General features: G+C 71.2%; 17 protein-coding genes. 4 read left to right on the top strand and 13 right to left on the bottom strand.

Annotated elements, in window-relative coordinates; translation table 11 throughout:
* Nucleotides 1–62 precede the first annotated feature (62 nt).
* On the bottom strand, nucleotides 63–1412 hold the full coding sequence (locus ACIGFK_RS25440; protein ID WP_376659567.1) for a replication-associated recombination protein A: 1350 nt from the start codon (nucleotides 1410–1412) through the stop codon (nucleotides 63–65).
* A gap of 41 nt (nucleotides 1413–1453) precedes the next feature.
* Nucleotides 1454–2071 (bottom strand): vitamin K epoxide reductase family protein, encoded by a 618-nt coding sequence (locus tag ACIGFK_RS25445; RefSeq protein WP_376659566.1) that lies wholly within the window; start codon nucleotides 2069–2071, stop codon nucleotides 1454–1456.
* 172 nt (nucleotides 2072–2243) lie between these two features.
* On the opposite strand from ACIGFK_RS25445, the gene ACIGFK_RS25450 reads away from it, so the two are divergent.
* Both ACIGFK_RS25450 and ACIGFK_RS25455 read left to right on the top strand, forming a co-directional pair.
* Complete coding sequence (locus ACIGFK_RS25450; protein ID WP_376659565.1) at nucleotides 2244–3143, top strand: ABC transporter ATP-binding protein; 900 nt, start codon at nucleotides 2244–2246, stop codon at nucleotides 3141–3143.
* The gene (locus ACIGFK_RS25455; protein WP_400053693.1) at nucleotides 3140–3961 is read left to right on the top strand and encodes an ABC transporter permease; all 822 of its coding nucleotides are present in this window, start codon (nucleotides 3140–3142) and stop codon (nucleotides 3959–3961) included. The genes ACIGFK_RS25450 and ACIGFK_RS25455 overlap by 4 nt, the downstream gene beginning before the upstream one ends.
* Nucleotides 3962–4015: 54 nt before the next feature.
* Here the strand turns inward: ACIGFK_RS25455 and hisS are convergent, their stop codons facing one another.
* Nucleotides 4016–5278, bottom strand: coding sequence for a histidine--tRNA ligase (gene hisS / locus ACIGFK_RS25460; protein WP_376659563.1), 1263 nt, complete (start codon nucleotides 5276–5278; stop codon nucleotides 4016–4018).
* Nucleotides 5279–5288: 10 nt separating this feature from the next.
* Nucleotides 5289–6002, bottom strand: coding sequence for an MBL fold metallo-hydrolase (locus ACIGFK_RS25465; protein WP_376659562.1), 714 nt, complete (start codon nucleotides 6000–6002; stop codon nucleotides 5289–5291).
* Nucleotides 6003–6155: 153 nt separating this feature from the next.
* Between ACIGFK_RS25465 and ACIGFK_RS25470 the strand changes: the two genes are divergently transcribed.
* Nucleotides 6156–6938, top strand: coding sequence for a peptidylprolyl isomerase (locus ACIGFK_RS25470; protein ID WP_376659561.1), 783 nt, complete (start codon nucleotides 6156–6158; stop codon nucleotides 6936–6938).
* Nucleotides 6939–7120: 182 nt separating this feature from the next.
* On the top strand, nucleotides 7121–8350 hold the full coding sequence (locus ACIGFK_RS25475; RefSeq protein WP_376659560.1) for a DUF349 domain-containing protein: 1230 nt from the start codon (nucleotides 7121–7123) through the stop codon (nucleotides 8348–8350).
* Between the two features lie 69 nt (nucleotides 8351–8419).
* On the opposite strand, the gene ACIGFK_RS25480 is transcribed toward ACIGFK_RS25475, so the two are convergent.
* The 9 genes from ACIGFK_RS25480 to ruvB all read right to left on the bottom strand — a co-directional run bounded on the left by ACIGFK_RS25480 (nucleotide 8420) and on the right by ruvB (nucleotide 19273).
* Entirely contained in the window at nucleotides 8420–9562 is a 1143-nt protein-coding gene (locus ACIGFK_RS25480; RefSeq protein ID WP_376661443.1) for a caspase family protein, read from the bottom strand.
* A complete protein-coding gene (locus tag ACIGFK_RS25485; RefSeq protein ID WP_376661442.1) occupies nucleotides 9546–9962 on the bottom strand; it encodes a hypothetical protein in 417 nt (138 codons plus the stop codon). Before ACIGFK_RS25485 ends, ACIGFK_RS25480 begins: the two co-directional genes overlap by 17 nt.
* On the bottom strand, nucleotides 9955–11328 hold the full coding sequence (locus tag ACIGFK_RS25490) for a protein kinase (protein ID WP_400053696.1): 1374 nt from the start codon (nucleotides 11326–11328) through the stop codon (nucleotides 9955–9957). The genes ACIGFK_RS25485 and ACIGFK_RS25490 overlap by 8 nt, the downstream gene beginning before the upstream one ends.
* Before the next feature lie 47 nt (nucleotides 11329–11375).
* Nucleotides 11376–13799, bottom strand: a complete 2424-nt coding sequence (locus ACIGFK_RS25495; RefSeq protein WP_400053698.1) for a RelA/SpoT family protein — start codon at nucleotides 13797–13799, stop codon at nucleotides 11376–11378.
* A gap of 220 nt (nucleotides 13800–14019) precedes the next feature.
* Nucleotides 14020–14574 carry an adenine phosphoribosyltransferase gene (locus ACIGFK_RS25500; RefSeq protein WP_376661439.1) on the bottom strand — a complete coding sequence of 185 codons (555 nt, stop codon included), beginning with the start codon at nucleotides 14572–14574 and terminating at the stop codon, nucleotides 14020–14022.
* Nucleotides 14571–15626, bottom strand: coding sequence for a protein translocase subunit SecF (secF, locus tag ACIGFK_RS25505; RefSeq protein ID WP_376661438.1), 1056 nt, complete (start codon nucleotides 15624–15626; stop codon nucleotides 14571–14573). Before secF ends, ACIGFK_RS25500 begins: the two co-directional genes overlap by 4 nt.
* Nucleotides 15627–15629: 3 nt before the next feature.
* Entirely contained in the window at nucleotides 15630–17417 is a 1788-nt protein-coding gene (gene secD / locus ACIGFK_RS25510; RefSeq protein WP_386468986.1) for a protein translocase subunit SecD, read from the bottom strand.
* A gap of 155 nt (nucleotides 17418–17572) precedes the next feature.
* Nucleotides 17573–18034, bottom strand: coding sequence for a preprotein translocase subunit YajC (gene yajC, locus ACIGFK_RS25515; protein ID WP_376661436.1), 462 nt, complete (start codon nucleotides 18032–18034; stop codon nucleotides 17573–17575).
* A 165-nt stretch (nucleotides 18035–18199) separates the two neighbouring features.
* Nucleotides 18200–19273: a Holliday junction branch migration DNA helicase RuvB gene (ruvB, locus tag ACIGFK_RS25520; protein WP_376661435.1), complete on the bottom strand. Its 1074-nt coding sequence runs from the start codon at nucleotides 19271–19273 to the stop codon at nucleotides 18200–18202.
* Between the last annotated feature and the right edge of the window lie 118 nt (nucleotides 19274–19391).

The following is a 19391-nucleotide window of genomic DNA, read 5'->3' on the forward strand; positions in this document are numbered from 1 at the left end:
CAGCCCCGCCGGCGTTTGAGGCGCGGGGTCCGGGGCGGAGCCCCGGCAGCGGCGCCGCGCCCTCACTCGCCCCGCAGCCGCTCCCGGACCTTCTCCACCACGTCCGCGTACCGCGCCTCCGCCCCGTACCGCGTCGGCTCGTAGTACCGCTTGCCGTGGACCTCGTCCGGCGCGTACTGCTGGGCGGCGATCCCACCCGGCACGTCGTGCGGGTACACGTACCCCACCGCGTGCCCCAGCTTCGCCGCGCCCTTGTAGTGCCCGTCCCGCAGATGCGCCGGCACGGACCCCGCCAGCCCGGCCCGGACGTCCGCCAGCGCCGCTCCGATCGCGGTCGTGGCGGTGTTCGACTTCGGGGCCAGCGCCAGCGCGATGGTGGCGTGCGACAGCGTCAGCGCGGCCTCCGGGAAGCCGATCATCGCCACCGCCTGGGCCGCGGCCACCGCGAGCGGCAGGGCCGTCGGGTCCGCCAGGCCGATGTCCTCGCTCGCCGAGATCATCAGGCGGCGCGCGATGAACCGGGGATCCTCCCCGGCCTCGATCATGCGTGCCAGGTAGTGCAGCGCCGCGTCCACGTCCGAGCCGCGGATCGACTTGATCAGCGCGCTCGCCACGTCGTAGTGCTGGTCCCCGTCACGGTCGTAGCGGACCGCCGCCCGGTCGACGGCCTCCTCCACCGTCTGCAGCGTGATCTCGGCCTCGCCCTTGGCGATCGCCGACCCGGCCCCGGCCTCCAGCGCGGTCAGCGCCCGCCGGGCGTCGCCGCCGGCGATCCGCAGCAGGTGCGCCTCGGCGTCCGCCGGAAGGGTCACGGCCCCGCCCAGGCCCCGCTCCTCCGTCAGCGCCCGCCGCATCAGCCCGCTCAGGTCCCCGTCCGTCAGCGGTTCCAGGGTCAGCAGCAGCGAGCGCGACAACAGCGGGGAGATGATCGAGAAGTACGGGTTCTCCGTGGTCGCGGCGATCAGCGTCACCCAGCGGTTCTCCACCGCGGGGAGGAGCGAGTCCTGCTGAGCCTTGCTGAAGCGGTGGATCTCGTCGAGGAAGAGGACGGTCTCCTTGCCGTAGCCGCCGGCCGCGCGCTTCGCGCCCTCGATGACCGCGCGGACCTCCTTCACCCCGGCCGTGATGGCCGACAGCTCCACGAAGCGCTTCTGCGTGGCCTGGCTGACCACGTACGCGAGGGTGGTCTTGCCGATGCCGGGCGGCCCCCAGAGGATCACCGACGAGGCACCGGCCGGTCCGCCGGCGCCCTCCCCCACCAGTCGCCGCAGCGGGGAGCCGGGCTTCAGGAGGTGCTGCTGGCCGACGACCTCGTCCAGGGTGCGCGGGCGCATGCGGACGGCGAGCGGAGAGCTCGACGGGTCCTTCTCCTGGCGGTCTTCGGCAGCGGCGGTGAAGAGGTCTGGTTCCACACAGGAAGCCTATGCGAGGCCGCCGACACTCCTCGCGGGCCTCACGAGGTCCAGAAGTCCCACCAGCGGGTCAGGATCAGCATCCCGATGATCCCGACGTGCAGTACGGGCGGGACCCACGCGAACTCGTCGAGGAAGGCCTTCAGCCAGCCCGGGGCCGGCAGCATCCCCTCGCGCACGTTGTGCGCGGTGACGTACCAGAACATGAAGATCGTGGCGACCCAGGCCAGGGAGCACCACAGGCAGAGCGAGTTGATGTTGTACAGCGACTGGTACGTCAGCCAGCCGCAGAAGACGACGCCGAAGAGCATGCCCGCGTTCAGCGTCAGCCAGTACCAGCGGCTGAACCGCGCCCCGGCCAGGATGCTCATGCCGACGCAGATCACGATGCCGTAGCAGACCAGCCCGAGCATCGGGTTCGGGAAGCCGAAGACGGCCGCCTGCTCGCTCTTCATGATGTTGCCGCAGGAGACGACCGGGTTCAGGCTGCACCCCGGGACGAAGTTCGGGTCCTCGAGCAGCTTGAACTTGTCGATCGTGATCACCCAGGCGGCCAGCAGCCCCATCGCCCCCGTGATCACCAGCAGCAGGGCGAGCGCCCGGCTGCCGCCGACGGTGGTCCTCGGGGAGGTGTCCGCGTCCGTGCCTCGTGCCGTCATACCGCCCGCTCCGCATCTGCAAGGTCAACAAGCACCGGCCATTGTGCCGTACGGCGCCGGGTGTCCACCGGCCGACGGCAGCAAGGGACGGAACAAGGGGCGGGACAAAGGGCGGGACAAGGACCGCGCACGGGGGGACCGGCATGGCGGATTCCGCCACACCATGTGGGACATGACGCAGAACGCGGTGGAAGTACGGGGGCTTCGCAAGCAGTACGGCGAGGTCACCGCAGTGGACGGGCTGGACCTGACGATCCGGCAGGGCGAGGTGTTCGGGCTCCTCGGGCCCAACGGTGCCGGAAAGAGCACCACGGTGGAGATCCTCCAGGGGCACCGCGAGCGCGACGGCGGGGAGGTCACCGTCCTCGGTGCCGACCCGGCGGCCGGCAGCCGGGCCTGGCGCTCGCGGATCGGCATCGTCTGGCAGGACGAGTCGGCGCCCGCAGAACTCACGGTGCGGGAGACGGTCGAGCACTTCGCCCGCTACTACCCGGCGCCGCGCGACCCGGCGGAGGTCATCGCCCTCGTCGGCCTGGAGCACAAGCGCGACCAGCGGGTGAAGGGCCTCTCCGGCGGCCAGCGGCGGCGCCTCGACGTGGCGCTCGGCGTCATCGGCGACCCGGAGCTGCTGCTGCTCGACGAGCCGACCACGGGCTTCGACCCGGCGGCCCGCCGTCAGTTCTGGGACCTGATCCGGCAGCTGGCCGGCGGGGGCACGACCATCGTGCTCACCACCCACTACCTGGAGGAGGCGGAGGCACTCGCCGACCGCCTGGCGGTCGTCGCGCACGGCAAGGTCGTGGCCGAGGGCGAACCGGCGGGTCTCCGCGCCCGCTTCGGCAGCGGCGCCACCGTCGAGTGGACCGGCCCCGACGGCGCCCCGAGGAGCGTGTCGACCCAGACCCCCACTCGTACGGTCGGCGAGCTCGCGGCCCGCTTCGACGGCGAGGTCCCGGGCCTGAGGGTCACCCGCCCGACGCTGGAGGACGTCTACCTCCGACTCACGGGTCAGCTCACCGTGCCCGCGCAGGCCGGGGCGCCCGAAGCCGCCCCTCAGGAGGAAGCCCGATGAGCACGACCGCCAAGACCGCCCTCCCCGGCGCCTGGTCCCTGGGCCTGAGCCGGGGCGCCCTGGAGATCAAGCAGTTCGTCCGCCAGCGCGATGCGGTGATCTTCACCTTCGCCTTCCCCATCGTCTTCCTCGCCCTCTTCGCCTCGATCTTCGGCCAGGAGTTCGAAGGCACCGGGGTGACCGCCTCCCAGATCTACGCGGCGGGCATGGTCGCCGCCGGCATCATGTCGACGAGCTTCCAGTCCCTCGGCATCTCCATCGCCGTCGAGCGGGACGAGAAGGTGCTGCGCCGCCTGCGCGGGACCCCGATGCCCCCGGCCGCGTACTTCCTCGGCAAGGTCTGGATGGTGCTCGCCACCGGGCTGGCCGAGACCGCGGTCCTGCTCCTCGTCGGATCCACCCTGTTCGGGCTCGACCTGCCGGTGTCGGCCTCGAAGTGGCTCACCTTCGCGTGGATCTTCGTCCTCGGGCTGGCCGGATGCGCCCTGCTCGGGATCGCCATCAGCAGCCTGCCCAAGTCCGGCAAGAGCGCCAGTTCCGTGGTGGTGCTGCCGTTCCTGATCCTGCAGTTCATCTCGGGCGTCTTCATCCCGGTCAGCCAGATCCCCGACTGGCTCCTGAACATCGGCGCGCTGTTCCCGCTGAAGTGGATGTGCCAGGGGCTGCGCGGGGTGTTCCTGCCCGAGTCCGCCGCCGTCCTCGAGCAGGCGGGCGGCTGGGAGTACGGGAAGACCGCACTCGTCCTGGGGGCGTGGGTCGTCGGCGGGCTGGTCCTGTGCCTGCTGACCTTCCGGTGGAAGAACCGGCGCGACGGCTGAATGCGAGAGGGCGGGTGCAGGAATTCCCGCACCCGCCCTTCCGGCGGTGGAACGTCAGGCCAGGCGCGCCTGGATGGTGGCGACCAGCTCGGCGACGGGCACGGCCGCCTGGTCGCCGGACTCCATGTCCTTGAGCTGGACGACGCCGTCGGCGAGGTCGCGCTCACCGGCGACCACCGTGAACCGCGCGCCCGAGCGGTTGGCGTCCTTCATCGCACCCTTGAGGCCCTTGCCCCCGTACGAGAAGTCCGCCGCCACCCCGGCCCTGCGCAGCTCGGTGACCGCACCGAACAGCAGGCGACGCGCCTCGGCGCCGATCGCCACGGCGAAGACGTCCGTCGTAGCCGGGATGTCCAGCTCCACGCCCTCCGCCTCCAGGGCGAGGACCGTGCGGTCGACGCCGAGCGCCCAGCCGACCGACGGCAGGGCCGGTCCGCCGATCATCTCGGACAGGCCGTCGTAGCGGCCGCCGCCGCCGACCGCGGACTGGGAGCCGAGACCGTCGTGGACGAACTCGAAGGTGGTGCGGGTGTAGTAGTCCAGGCCGCGCACCAGCTTCTCGTCGTCCTCGAAGGCGACCCCGGCGGCCGTGATCAGCTCACGGACCTCCTCGTGGTACGCCTTGCAGGCGTCGCACAGGTAGTCGCGCAGCATGGGCGCGCCCACGAGCTGCTTCTGCACGTCGGTCCGCTTGTCGTCGAGGACGCGCAGCGGGTTGATCTCGGCCCGGCGGACGGTCTCCTCGTCCAGGTCCAGCCCGCGCAGGAACGCCTGCAGCGCCTCCCGGTACACCGGGCGGCACTCCTTGTCGCCCAGCGAGTTCAGCAGGATCCGGAAGTTGCGCAGGCCGAGCGCGCGGTACGCCTGGTCGGCCAGGATGATCAGCTCGGCGTCCAGGGCCGGGTCCTCGGCACCGATCGCCTCGGCGCCGACCTGCGAGAAGTGGCGGTAGCGGCCCTTCTGCGGGCGCTCGTAGCGGTAGTACGAGCCGGAGTACCAGAGCTTGGCCGGCAGGTTGCCCTGCTTGTGCAGGCTCGCCTCCAGTGCCGCGCGCAGGACGGAGGCGGTGCCTTCCGGGCGCAGGGCGAGCTCGGAGCCGCCCTTCGTCGTGAGGGTGAACATCTCCTTGGTCACGATGTCGGTGGACTCGCCGACACCGCGGGCGAAGAGGTTCACGTCCTCGAAACCGGGCGTCTCGACGTAGCCGTAACCGGCCTTCCGCAGCGGGGCGGAGATGGCCTCGCGGACCGCCAGGTACTTGGCCGAGTACGGCGGGATCAGGTCGTACGTGCCCTTGGGGGCCTTGAAAGTAGCCACGAAACTCTCGTCACATTCCTCGTCGTGGAGCGGCCGTCGGGTCCGCTGCCAGGCCGGCGGCGACCTCCCGCAGGTACGGGTTGGTCGCGCGCTCGCGGCCGATGGTGGTCTGGGGACCGTGGCCGGACAGCACCACGGTCGAGTCGTCGAGCGGCAGGCACACGCGGGCCAGCGACTCGAGCATCTCGGCGTGGGAGCCGCCGGGCAGGTCGGTGCGTCCGATGGAGCCGGCGAAGAGCAGGTCGCCCGAGAAGAAGACCGGCGGGACGTCGGCCAGCTCGGGCATCCGGAAGGTCACCGACCCCCTGGTATGCCCCGGCGCGTGCGCCACGGAGAAGTCCATGCCGGCCAGCTTCAGGCCGGCGCCGTCCGTCAGCTCGCGGACGTCGTCCGGCTCCCCCACGGTCAGCTCGCCCATGAGCGGCATCCCGATGGAACGGCCCAGCGCCTTCTCCGGGTCGCTCATCATGTAGCGGTCCTCGGGGTGGATCCAGGCCGGTACGTCGTGTGCTCCGCACACCGGGACGACCGAGGCCACATGATCGATGTGGCCATGGGTCAGCACGACCGCGACGGGCTTGAGCCGATGCTTCTTCAGCGTCTCCTCGACACCCTGGGTGGCCTGGTGGCCCGGGTCGATGATGACGCACTCCTCACCGGCGGCGGGGGCGACCACGTAACAGTTGGTCCCCCAGGCCCCGGCGGGGAACCCGGCAATCAGCACGTTCGTCCTCAATCGTCGTCCGGCGGGAGCTTGCAGATCGGAATGCTGCTGATCAGAGCCTACCGGCGCCCTTCATCACACAGCTAACCCATATACGGTACGGGCTATCCCAGCCCGGACAGCGGTACCAGAGACGCACAAGGAGACGACCCGGTGGTCACGAGCGATCAGCGGCGGCGACAGCTCGCCAGGGAGAAGTACGAGCGCCAGCAGAAGCGCCGGGCCGAGGCCCGGCAGAAGGCGCGCCGGCGGATGGCGGTGATCGGCGCGGCGGTGGCCGTGGTCGTCGCGACGCTGGTCGGCCTCATCGTGGGCGGCGTCTTCGACAGCGACAAGAAGGACACGGCGGCGGAGCCGTCGGCGACCCCGTCGGCAGCGCCGTCGCCCAAGCAGTCCCCGTCGCCGCCGATGGCGATCGACCAGAAGGCGAAGTACACCTTCGCCCTCAAGACCAGCGCGGGCGACATCGCCTTCACGATGGACGCGGCGAAGACCCCGCAGACCGTGAACTCCTTCAAGTCGCTCGCCGACAAGGGCTTCTTCGACAACACGAAGTGCCACCGGCTGACCTCCGGCGGGATCTTCGTGCTCCAGTGCGGTGACCCGCAGGGCACCGGCATGGGCGGCCCCGGCTACAACATCCCGGACGAGAACCTGGACTCGCTCGGCAAGCCGAACGACCAGGGCCAGGTCGTGTACCCGGCGGGCACGGTGGCCATGGCCAACACCGGCCAGCCCGGCTCCGGCGGCAGCCAGTTCTTCCTGGTCTACAAGGACAGCCCGCTGGCGCCCTCGTACACCCCCTTCGGCAAGATCGACGCGGGGGGCATGAAGGTCCTCGAGGAGATCGCCAAGGCCGGTACGGCGGACGGCGGCCAGGACGGGGCGCCGAAGAACGAGGTGAAGATCGAGAAGGGCACCGTCACCCAGAACTGACGGAACACGGCATCGGCCCGGCCGGCTTCCCCCGTACGCCGATATTCCGTCGTGCGGGATGCGGACAGCCGGCCCGGCGGTCGCCTATGTTGGCGTTGTGCAGGGCGGGCGCTGCCCGCCCCAGGAAACTGTGGACGATGCCCGGGGGTGACCCCTCAGGGGCATCAGGTGGAGGAGGCGCTGTGAGCAGCGACCCGTGGGGCCGAGTCGACGAGACGGGCACCGTGTACGTGCGTACTTCCGATGGCGAGCAGGTCGTCGGCTCGTGGCAGGCGGGCACCCCTGAGGAGGCCCTGGCCTATTTCGAGCGCAAGTACGAGGGCCTGGTGGTCGAGATCGGCCTCCTCGAAAAGCGGGTGCGGACCACTGATCTGTCCGCCAAGGACGCGCAGACGGCGATCGACCACCTGCGGACGCAGGTCGAAGAGCACCACGCCGTGGGCGACCTCGACGCCCTGCGCGTGCGGCTGGACAAGCTGGTCGCGACCGTGGAGTCGCGGCGCGAGGAGCGCAAGGCCCAGAAGGCCAAGCAGGCTGACGAGGCCCGCACAGCCAAGGAGGCGCTGGTCGTCGAGGCCGAGCAGCTGGCGCAGAGCGACCAGTGGCGCAGCGCCGGCGAGCGGCTGCGCGCGCTGGTGGACATCTGGAAGGGCCTGCCGCGGCTGGACCGCAAGTCGGACGACGAGCTGTGGCACCGCTTCTCGCACGCCCGCTCTGCCTTCTCCAAGCGCCGCAAGGCCCACTTCGCCTCGCTGGACGCGCAGCGCGAGGACGCGCGCAAGGTGAAGGAGAAGCTGGTCGCGGAGGCCGAGTCGCTGTCGAAGTCGACGGACTGGGGTCCGACGGCGGCCCGCTACCGCGAGCTGATGGCGGACTGGAAGGCGGCGGGCCGGGCGCAGCGCGAGGCCGAGGACGACCTGTGGAACCGTTTCCGCGGTGCGCAGGACGTCTTCTTCGCGGCCCGCAGCGAGGTGTTCGCGGAGCGGGACGCCGAGCAGACCGAGAACCTGAAGCTGAAGGAGGAGCTGGCCGAGGAGGCCGAGAAGCTCGTCCCGATCACGGACCTAAAGGCGGCCCGTGCCGCGTTCCGCTCCCTCAACGAGCGCTGGGAGGCCATCGGCCACGTGCCGCGGGACGCCCGGCCGAAGGTCGAGGGCCGGATGCACGCGGTGGAGCGGGCGATCCAGGAGGCCGAAGAGGGCGAGTGGCGCCGTACGAACCCGGAGGCGCGGGCCCGTGCGGCCGGTCTGACGGGTCAGCTCCAGGCGGCGGTCGACAAGCTGCGCACGCAGATCGACGCGGCCCGCGCCGCGGGCAACAACGCGAAGGCCGACAAGCTGGCGCGTGAGCTGGAGGGCCGCCAGGCCCTGCTGGACCAGGCGCTGAAGGGCCTGGAGGAGTTCGGCGGCTGACGGCCCCCGGCACCCTTCGGGACGGCCCCGGCACGGATTCCCGTGCCGGGGCCGTCCCGTTTCCCGGGTTCAGGGAAAGGCCCGGCTGCCGTCCTGGAGCAGGTCCAGTGCGTGTTCGAGGACCTCGCAGGCCTGGATGTGGTTGCCGGACTCCTGGAGGAGTGTGGCGAGGCGGCGGCACACCTGGACGGCTTCGGGCCCGTAGAACCGGTGCGCCTGCTGAAAGGCCTGCTCCAGCACTTCCATCGCCTCGCGGGTCTGTCCGGTCTCCTCCAGCATGTCGGAGAGTTCGAGCTGGACGGCGAGTAGGTCCCCCTCTCCGTCGGGCGCCCGCTCCTGGAGCGCGAGGCGCAGTACGGGCAGCGCGTCCCGGGTGCGGCCGGCGGAGCGGAGGGTGCGGGCGAGGCCCAGCCCGGCGACGACCATGGCGGAGCGGACGTCGGCCTGCAGGACGGGGCCGGCCGGGGCGCCCCGTACGGCGCGGGCACGGTTGCGGACGAGCCGCAGGCGTCCCATGCCCATCTCCTGGGCGTGCTGCGGCAGCGGGCGGTTCTTGCCGCGCAGCCGGTGCTCCATGGTGCGGCAGAGAGTGTCCAGGTCGATCAGTTCGGGCCCCTCGCGGATCCCTTCGCGCAGGATCGTCAGCAGCTCGCCGGTGAACGCGGTGTGCCGTTCGCCGTCGGGTGCGAGGGCCACCCGGTCGCGCGGGGAGGCGGTCAGTACGTACGCGCCTTCCACGGCGGCCTGCGTGGCGAGGGCGTCTCCGCTGCCCGCGAGGGTGCTGGCGGCGCGGCCGCTGAAGCAGCAGTCGAGGATCACCACCTTGCGCCGGGCCGGGGACTCGCGCAGGGCGGACCGCAGGTGCTGGTAGGCGACGGCGGTGTAGCCGACGTGTTCGCGGGAGCCCTGGAGGGCCAGGTAGAGGTCGGCCGTCGCCGCGTCGCGCATGCCGTGCCCGGCGTAGTAGACGAACAGCGTGTCGGTGGCCTCCTCCCCCGCGCGGGTGACCGGGTCCAGCAGCTCGGCGGGGTGCTGGGGGTCGAGCACGAGCGTGCAGTGCTGCTCGGGCAGTCCCCAGATGGTCGCGTCGCAGAGCTCTGAGGCCAGGTCCTTCACGTTGGACTCGACGGCCGGGAGCGCTGCCAGGTGCCGGTATCCGGCGCTGCCGATGAGGACCGCCCGCGAGGCCGCCGGGTCAGGCAGTCCCGTCATGGTCCCCGTCCGCCCGCGCGCTCCCGTTCTCCAGCGCCCCGACGATGCGGCGCAGGGTTTCGGGGTCGTCTGCCTCGTCCCCGGTGAGCGTGACCTCGTACGGGCCGTGGCGCACGGTGAGGGCGGGCGGGCGGCGGCGCGAGGCCTGCCACTGGAGCACGGCGAAGACCAGCGATCCGGCGGACAGGCCGCTGCCGACGGTCAGTTGGAGGAGGTCGAAGCCGGGCGACCCCATGGGCGTGCCGCCGGCTGCCGTCGCCGGCGCACCACTGCGGATGCGGCCGCGCACGGCACGGCGGAGCGATTCGTCCTCGCTCAGCCAGAGCAGCAGCGACCGCAGTTCGGTCTCCGGGCCCTGGCCCGGCCGGTGGTGGTCGACCTGTAACGCGTACTCACTCATCCTCTGTACCCCTCCCGTGTCCGTGATGCGCGGAGACCCGCGCGAAAAGCTCCAGTGCCTGTGCCGCCTTGCCCTGCCTGGCCAGGCACACGGCCTGCCAGTAGTGGCAGGCGAGGGTGGTCGGATGGGCATCCCCGAGCGTCTCGGCGCAGAACGCGCCGAGTCCGCCGAGCCGGTCCATCGCCTCGTTCAAACGCCCGCGCTGGATCAGGCCGACGGCCTCGCGCTGCCGGGACAGCGCGGTCTGCCCGGTCATCCGGCTGCGCACCAGGCCGCGGGTGGTCTCGCTGAGGGCGACGCTGCCGCTCTGGGGAGCGGGCCGGTCGGCGGGCCGGACGTCGACCTGGTGCCAGTCGTACTCGGGGACCTGCGTGACGGGCAGCGGCGTGGTCTCGTCGTCGTCGGGCCACGGCCCGGGGGCCGCCCGCGGGGGCGAGGGGAACGGCCCGGAAGGAGACTCGTCCGGGAAGGCGTCGTCGTCCTCGGGCCGGATCTCCTGGCCGGCGGCATGGTTGTCCAGGGGCCGCAGGTCCTCGGCGCGCGCCCAGGGCCGGATCAGGGCCTCCGCCGCGGCGGCACTCGCGGCGCGGGCGGACGGGTCCGGCGCGGTGAGGGCGTGCACCGCGTCCGCCAGCCCGGACGGGAACTCCGGACCGGCGTCGCGCAGCGAGGGCACGCCCTCGTAGACGGCGCGGAACAGCAGCACGGACAGGTCGCCCGTGTCACCGAACGGGTTGGTCCCGGTCAGCATGAAGTACAGGCAGGCGCCGACTCCGTACACGTCCGAGGCCGGTTGCGGCGTTCGGCCCGTGATGCGCTCCGGGGCCATGTACTGGGGGGTGCCGATCAGGTCCGAGCCCGTGGCGGTGAGCGCGTCCTCGCCGGTCAGCCGGGCCAGCCCGAAGTCGTACAGGACGACCCGGCCGTCGGCGGTGACGCGGATGTTGGCGGGCTTGACGTCGCGGTGGAGCACGCCTTCGCGGTGCGCGGCGCCCAGCCCGGCCAGGGTGTCGGCCGCGATCCGGCAGGCCTCGCCCACGGGCAGCGCGCCGTTCGCCCGGACCAGTTCGGAGACGTCCGATCCGTCGAGGAACTCCATCACCAGGTACGGAGTGTCCTCGTCGATCCCCCGTTCGTACACGCCGACGACGTTGGGGTGCCTGATCCGGGCGAGGGCTCGCGCCTCGGCCCGGAAGCGCTCGGCCGCCCGCTCGCTCACCTTCCCGTACGTCGACAGGACCTTGACCGCGACGCGGCGCCGCAGGTCCGTGTCCTCGGCCTCGAAGACGGTGCCCATGCCACCCTGGCCGAGCAGCCGTACCGGTGTGAAGCGCTGGGCGAGCCCGCGCGGGAATACGGCGGCCACGTGTCCCCCCGGGGTGGCGTCGGAGTGCGGCGGTCAGGCGGCCTCGGTCACGGCCTCCTTGCAGATGTCACACGGTAGACGTCGTACACGCCCTCCACACCCCGAACGGCCTTCAGGACGTGGCCCAGGTGCTTGGGGTCGCCCATCTCGAAGGTGAAGCGCGAGGTGGCCACCCGGTCGCGGGAGGTCTGGACGGCGGCCGAGAGGATGTTGACGTGCTGGTCCGACAGGACGCGGGTGACGTCCGACAGCAGCCGGGAGCGGTCCAGCGCCTCCACCTGGATGGCGACGAGGAAGACCGAGGACTGGGTGGGCGCCCACTCGACCTCCAGTATCCGCTCGGGCTGCTGGGAGAGGGAGTCCACGTTGACGCAGTCCGCGCGGTGGACCGACACGCCGCTGCCGCGCGTGACGAACCCGATGATCGGGTCGCCCGGCACGGGGGTGCAGCAGCGGGCCAGCTTGACCCAGACGTCGTCGACGCCCTTGACCACGACACCCGGGTCGGCGTTGCTGCGCCGCTTGCTGCGGGCGCGGGCCGGCGGGATCGATTCCTCGATGTCCTCGTTGGCGGCCTCCTCGCCGCCGAGCGCCGCCACCAGCTTCTGGACGACGCCCTGGGCGGCCACGTGGCCCTCGCCGATGGCCGCGTACAGGGAGGAGATGTCGGGGTAGCGCATCTCGTGCGCCAGGGTCACGAGCGAGTCGCCGGTGAGGATGCGCTGGATCGGCAGGTTCTGCTTGCGCATGGCCCGCGCGATGGCGTCCTTGCCGTGCTCGATCGCCTCGTCGCGGCGCTCCTTGGAGAACCAGGCGCGGATCTTGTTGCGGGCCCGCGGGGACTTGACGAAGCCCAGCCAGTCGCGGGACGGGCCGGCGCCCTCGGCCTTCGAGGTGAAGACCTCGACGAGGTCGCCGTTGTCGAGGGTGGACTCCAGCGGGACCAGGCGGCCGTTGACCCGGGCCCCTATGGTCCGGTGGCCGACCTCGGTGTGGACGGCGTACGCGAAGTCCACGGGCGTGGCTCCGGCGGGCAGCGCTATGACGTCGCCCTTGGGGGTGAAGACGAAGACCTCGTTGCGCGAGAGGTCGAAGCGCAGCGAGTCGAGGAACTCGCCCGGGTCCTCGGTCTCCTTCTGCCAGTCGAGGAGCTGGCGCAGCCACGCCATGTCGTTGACGGTGTCCTGGCCCGCGCTGCCCTTGGCGGCCTGGGGCACGTCGGTCCGCACCTTGGAGGTGCCGGCGACGGTCTGCTGCTTGTACTTCCAGTGCGCGGCGATGCCGTACTCGGCGCGGCGGTGCATGTCGAAGGTGCGGATCTGCAGCTCGACGGGCTTGCCGCTGGGTCCGATGACCGTCGTGTGGAGCGACTGGTACATGTTGAACTTGGGCATCGCGATGTAGTCCTTGAACCGGCCGGGGACCGGGTTCCATCGCGCGTGCACGGTGCCGAGGGCGGCGTAGCAGTCCCGTACGGTGTCCACCAGCACCCGGATGCCCACCAGGTCGTAGATCTCCGCGAAGTCACGGCCGCGGACGATCATCTTCTGGTAGACGCTGTAGTAGTGCTTGGGTCTGCCGGTGACGGTGGCCTTGATCCGGGCGGCCCTGAGGTCGACCATCACCTCGTCGGTGACGACGGCGAGGTACTCGTCCCGCTTGGGCGCGCGCTCGGCGACGAGCCGGACGATCTCGTCGTACATCTTCGGGTAGAGGATCGCGAAGGCGAGGTCCTCGAGCTCCCACTTGATCGTGTTCATGCCCAGGCGGTGAGCCAGCGGGGCATAGATCTCGAGGGTCTCGCGGGCCTTCTTCTCCTGCTTCTCCCGCTTGAGGTAGCGCATGGTGCGCATGTTGTGGAGCCGGTCGGCGAGCTTGATGACCAGGACGCGCGGGTCCTTGGCCATGGCGACGACCATCTTGCGGACGGTCTCGGCCTGCGCGGCCTCGCCGAACTTCACCCGGTCGAGCTTGGTGACGCCGTCGACGAGGAGGGCCACGGCGTCGCCGAAGTCGCGGCGCAGGTCTTCGAGGCCGTACTCGGTGTCCTCGACTGTGTCGTGCAGCAGACCGGCCATCAGGGTGGCGGGGTCCATGCCGAGCTCGGCGAGGATGGTGGTCACCGCGAGCGGGTGGGTGATGTACGGGTCGCCGCTCTTGCGCTTCTGGCCGCGGTGCCAGCGCTCGGCGACCTGGTAGGCCTGTTCGAGCTGGCGCAGCGTCGACGTCTCGATCTTCGGGTCGTTGCTGCGGACTATGCGGAGCAGCGGCTCCAGTACCGGGTTGTACGCGTTCGAACGCTGGACGCCGAGCCGTGCGAGGCGGGCGCGCACCCGGTTCGAGGACCCGGCCGACTTCGCCGGCGCGGGCTTGACCGGCGGGGCCGGCGGGGGCGTGGCGGCGGCCGCGGTGGCCTGCTCGGCCTGCGGGTCGGGCTGCGCGGCGGAAAGTGGCTGGACCTCGTCTGGCAAGAGCGCTCCTAGCGGGATCCGGTGCCCGTGTACGGTCCGGATAACCCATCGTAGCGAGGGTTCCGCTCCCCCGTTCCCTGCGCCCACGCCTCGGTCCGCTGCCGGGGCTCCGCCGGTCCGCTGCCGGGCTCCGCCCCGGACCCCCGGCAACGGCGCCGCGCACGCGAACGGCGGGCACCCGGAGACTCCCGGATACCCGCCGCTCGGCGGACAACTGCAATCAGACGACGATCAGCGCGTCCAGCGGAGCCCCCGCCAGGGAATCGGCCAGCTTGGCCCGTCCCGGAAGGAACGACAGTTCCATCAGGACCGCCACGCCGGCGACCTCCGCCCCGGCCCGCCGGATCAGGGACAGCGAGGCCTCGGCGGTGCCACCGGTGGCCAGGACGTCGTCGATGACCATGACCCGGTCACCCGCCGCCAGGTCCTCCGCGTGGACCTCGATCTCCGCCGTGCCGTACTCCAGCTCGTACGACTGGGCCAGCGTCGCCCCCGGCAGCTTCCCGGCCTTGCGGACCGGCACGAAGCCGATCCCGGCCTGGACCGCAACCGGGGCCGCGAGGATGAACCCCCGCGCCTCCAGGCCGACGATCTTCGTCGCCCCGTACCCCGCGGCCAGCTCCACCAGCACGTCCGTCAGCGCGGCGAACGCCTCCGGGTCCGCCAGCAGCGGGGTGATGTCCTTGAACATCACGCCCGGCTTCGGGTAGTCCGGCACGTCCTTGATGCGGCTGAGGAGCAGCGCGCGCACGGCCTCGGGCAGGGTCTCCGTCACCGGCGACGCCCCGACCGGCCCTGGGCCACGACCTGCGGCTCGTCGCCGGTGCCGGTGCCCTCCTCCGCGGACTCGCCCTTGGCCGTCGCTGACGCCCGCTTCGCGAGCACCCGCTTCTTCAGGGCCTTCATCGCCGGCTCGCGCTCCTTCAGGTCCACGACCAGCGGGGTCGCGATGAAGATCGACGAGTAGGCGCCGGCCGCGAGGCCGACGAACAGCGACAGCGAGATGTCGTTCAGCATGCCGGCGCCCAGGAAGCCGCCGCCGATGAACAGCAGCGCGCCGACCGGGAGCAGCGCGACCACCGTGGTGTTGATCGAACGGACCAGGGTGCCGTTGATGCTGCGGTTGGCGATCTCGCTGTACGTGTAGCGGGTCTGCTTGGTGATGTCCTTCGAGCCCTCCTTGAGACCGTCGAAGACGACGACGGTGTCGTAGAGGGAGTAACCGAGGATCGTGAGCAGACCGATGACGGTGCCCGGCGTGACCTCGAAGCCGACGAGCGCGTACACGCCGACGGTGATGGTGAGGTCGTGGATCAGCGCGATCAGCGCCGCGACCGCCATCCGCCACTCGAAGGCGATGGCCAGGTAGATCACCACGAGGACCATGAAGATCGCGAGACCCGTCCAGGCCTTGTTGGCGATCTGCTCGCCCCAGCTGGGGCCGACCAGGTCCGCGTTGATGTCCGCCTCGTTGACCTTGAGGTCGGTGGCGAGGGCCTTCTTCACGTCGGCCGCGGAATTGGTGTCCAGACCGGAGATCTGGATGCGCAGGCCGCCGGTGCCGAGCTCCTGGACGATCGCGTCGTGGCCCGAGGCCTTCTCCGCGTCCTCGGTCGCCTTGGCGACGGAGACGGCCGTCTTCGGGGTCGTGAAGACGGCACCGCCCTTGAACTCGATGCCCATGTTGAGGCCCTGAACGGCCAGGGCCACGATCGCCGTGATGGTGATCAGGATGGAAACGCCGTACCAGAGAAAGCGCTTGCCGACGAAGTCGTAGCCGACCTCACCGCGGTACAGCTTGGCGCCGAGATCTCCCAGCTTCGACATCTCTCACGCCTCCTTTGCGTCGACGGGGACGGGGGCGGAGCCGGCACGGCGGGACCGGCGCAGCGGGGGCTTGGCGCCAAGCCGCTTCGGGTCGAGGCCGGACCACGGGTGGCCGCTGGCGAAGAAGTTCGTACGGGCCAGCAGCGTCATGATCGGCTTGGTGAAGAGGAACACCACGACCACGTCGAGCAGGGTGGTCAGACCCAGGGTGAAGGCGAAGCCCTGCACCTTGCCGACGGTGACGATGAACAGCACCGCGGCCGCCAGGAACGACACGAAGTCGGAGACCAGGATGGTGCGCCGGGCACGCGGCCAGGCACGCTCGACGGCCGGACGCAGGGTGCGGCCCTCGCGGATCTCGTCGCGGATCCGTTCGAAGTAGACGATGAACGAGTCCGCCGTGATGCCGATCGCCACGATCGCGCCGCAGACCGCGGGCAGGTTCAGCGCGAAGCCGATGCCCTTCCCGAGCAGCGCCATGATCGTGTAGGTGAGGATCGCGGAGACCATGAGGCTGACGATCGCGACGAGCGCCAGACCGCGGTAGTACACCACCAGGTAGATCACCACGAGGAGCAGGCCGATGGCGCCGGCGATCAGACCGGCCTTCAGCTGCTCACCGCCGAGGGCGGCGGTGACGGTGGTGACGCTGTCCTCGCTGAAGGACAGCGGCAGGGCGCCGTAGGAGAGCATGTTGCCCAGGTCCTGCGCGGACTGCTGGTTGAAGCCACCGGAGATCTGGGCGTTGCCGCCCAGGATCGCGCCGCTGACGGACGGGTCGGAGACGACGTCGCCGTCGAGCACGATCGCGAACTGGTTCTGCGGGGACTGCTTGGCCGCGAGCTCACCGGTGACCTTGGCGAAGGCGTCGGCACCCTTGTCGTTGAAGTTCATCGTGACGATCCAGGCGCCGGCCTGCTGGTCGATGACTCCCTTGGCGCTCTTGACGTCCTTGCCCTCGACGGCTGCCGGACCGAGCACCCACTTGCCCCAGGCGTCGCCGCGCTTGCCGCAGGCGAGCGTGGGCTCGCCCGGCTTGGCGCCCTTGATGGCGGCGCGCTGCTTCTCGTCGGTGCAGTCGAGCGCCGCGAACTTGGCCTGGAGGTCGGCGGCGGCCGCGTCACCCGAAGGGTTCGGGGACGGGGCGGCCGGCGGCGTCGCGGACGGGGTGGCCTTGCTGTCGTCTGCCTTCTTCGACTCGCTCGCCGACGGCGAGGGGGTGGCGGACGGGGCCTTGAGGGCCTCACTGACCGCGCGGCCCTGGGAAGTGGCGCTGGACGACGGGGTGGCCGACGGGGACTTGCTGCCCTCGGCCTTGGGAGCGCCGGAACCGCTCGCGGTCGGGCTCGGGCTCTGCGTGCCCTCGGGGGCGGCGGGAGCGCCGTCCGCGAAGGCGAGGACCGGGCGGAAATACAGCTGGGCGGTGGTGCCGACCTGCTCGCGGGCCTGCTTCTCGTTCATCCCCTTGGGGATGTTCACGATGATGTGATCGCGGCCCTGCGTCTGGACCTCGGCCTCCGAAACGCCGAGACCGTTGACTCGGCGCTCGATGATGCCGACCGCCGTGTTCATGTTGGTCTCGTTGATCGCGTCCGGCTTGCCGGGCTCGCTCTTGGCCTTGAGCGTGATGCTCGTGCCGCCTGCGAGGTCGATGCCGAGCCGGGGAGTCGTCTGCTTGGAGACGAACATCCCCGCGGTGAGCGCCACCATCGCGATCAGGATGATCGCCAGGGCGCGCCCCGGCCTCCCCTGCGCCCCCGTGGGCCGCCGGCCCTTCTTCGGTGCTGCCACCTTGTCGTTTCTCCCTGTCCAACCGTCCTGCGCCGGGTCAGCGCGCGGACGGCCACGAAATGTGTGGTGGGGACCCCTGCCCCCCGCAGAAGTGGGTCACTGACCGGGACCGCGTCGGCCGCCGGTCAGGCGCCTCCACGGTCCCCGGCCGCGCGCTACTTCGCGTCGGCCTCGCCGTCGGCCTTGCCGTCCTTGGGCTCGTCCTTCTTGGGCTCGTCCTTCTTGCCCAGGTCGAGCTTGGGGGCCTCGTCCTCGGTCCCGGCCTCGGCCGGAGCCTCGGTGAGGGAAGAAGCGTCGTCCGGGACGACCGGCGAGTCCGTCGAGAGATCGTCGCTGATGCCGTGGACGATGCGGTTGTACTCCGCGTCCTCCAGAACGGCACCGATGGCGTTCTTCGCGTAGATCGCGTGGACACCGGGAGCCACCTCGAGGGTGACGGTGTCGTCGCCGATCTCCTTCACCGTGGCGTACATGCCGCCGATGGTGCGGACCCCGGTACCGGGCGTCATCTGGTCGCGCATCTGCGCGGCCTGGGCCTGCTTCTTCTTGGCGGAGCGGGTCATCAGGATCATCGCCCCGATGAGCACGATGAACGGGAGGAGTGTCACGAGATTCACGGGACGGAGTTCCTTCGCACGACCGCACGCGGACGGCGGCCTTTTCTACGGGGGTGGGCACACCGACCCGAAGGGTCGGCATCGGCGGAGTCTAGGCGAGTCCGCACCGATGGAACAACGCCCAGCATGGCACCGCCGTTCCCGACCGGTCTAACCTCCGCGCCGTCAGGCCCCGAACAAGCCCTGTTGTCCGCTTGATCCATTCCCGCCGTGCTGCGGCGGGACAAGCCCCAGGTGGGCCCATGCGGCGGGCGTCGCGACCCGTCCCCGGGGAGTGCGCGCGAGCAGCCCTTCGCGGACGAGGAAGGGCTCGGCCACCTCCTCCACGGTCTCCCGCTCCTCGCCGACGGCCACGGCGAGGGTGGACAGCCCGACGGGTCCGCCGCCGAACAGTTTGAGCAGTGCCTCCAGCACCGCGCGGTCGAGCCGGTCGAGCCCGCGCCCGTCCACCTCGTACACCTGGAGGGCGGTTCCGGCCACCTCGCGGGTGATCACCCCGTCGGCCCGCACCTGGGCGTAGTCGCGGACGCGGCGCAGCAGGCGGTTGGCGATGCGGGGGGTGCCGCGCGAGCGGCCGGCGATCTCGGCGGCGCCGGCGGTGTCGATCTCGACGTCGAGGAGTCCGGCGGACCGGTGGATGACGCGTTCCAGCTCCTCGGGGGCGTAGAACTCCATGTGCCCGGTGAACCCGAACCGGTCACGCAGCGGCGGCGGCAGCAGGCCCGCGCGGGTGGTCGCCCCGACCAGGGTGAACGGCGGCAGCTCCAGCGGAATCGCGGTGGCCCCCGGCCCCTTTCCGACGATCACGTCGACCCGGAAGTCCTCCATGGCCATGTACAGCATCTCCTCGGCGGGCCGGGACATGCGGTGGATCTCGTCGAGGAAGAGGACCTCGCCCTCCTGGAGGGAGGAGAGGATGGCGGCGAGGTCGCCGGCGTGCTGGATGGCGGGGCCGGAGGTGATCCGGATGGGCGCGCCCATCTCGGCCGCGATGATCATCGACAGCGTGGTCTTGCCGAGGCCGGGCGCGCCGGAGAGCAGGACGTGGTCGGCGGTGGCTCCGCGCTGCCTGGCCGCCTTGAGGACGAGGTCCAGCTGCTGGCGGACCTTCTCCTGCCCGACGAACTCGCCGAGGTCCTTGGGCCGCAGTGCCGCCTCGACGGCGGTGTCCTCGCCGTCGGCCGCGGGCGCGACCAGCCGGTCCGGCGCGGTGGTGTCGGATTCGTCGTCCCAGTTCACGGTGTCAGTCTGCCTTCTGCGTCTGTGCGGTGGTCTGTGCGCGGGCTGCGGCTGCGCGTGGGCCGCTGCGCGGAGCTGCTCCCCGCCCCGCCCTTTCGCCGTTTCCCGGGGCTCCGCC

This window comes from Streptomyces sp. NPDC085524 (assembly GCF_044541755.1).
GTDB lineage: Bacteria > Actinomycetota > Actinomycetes > Streptomycetales > Streptomycetaceae > Streptomyces.

Coding starts and splice junctions, on each gene's coding strand:
- ACIGFK_RS25445 (WP_376659566.1), bottom strand. CDS start 2,071: ATGACGGCACGAGGCACGGACGCGGACACCTCCCCGAGGACCACCGTC.
- ACIGFK_RS25450 (WP_376659565.1), top strand. CDS start 2,244: ATGACGCAGAACGCGGTGGAAGTACGGGGGCTTCGCAAGCAGTACGGC.
- ACIGFK_RS25455 (WP_400053693.1), top strand. CDS start 3,140: ATGAGCACGACCGCCAAGACCGCCCTCCCCGGCGCCTGGTCCCTGGGC.
- ACIGFK_RS25480 (WP_376661443.1), bottom strand. CDS start 9,562: ATGACGGGACTGCCTGACCCGGCGGCCTCGCGGGCGGTCCTCATCGGC.
- ACIGFK_RS25485 (WP_376661442.1), bottom strand. CDS start 9,962: ATGAGTGAGTACGCGTTACAGGTCGACCACCACCGGCCGGGCCAGGGC.
- secF (WP_376661438.1), bottom strand. CDS start 15,626: ATGTCGAAGCTGGGAGATCTCGGCGCCAAGCTGTACCGCGGTGAGGTC.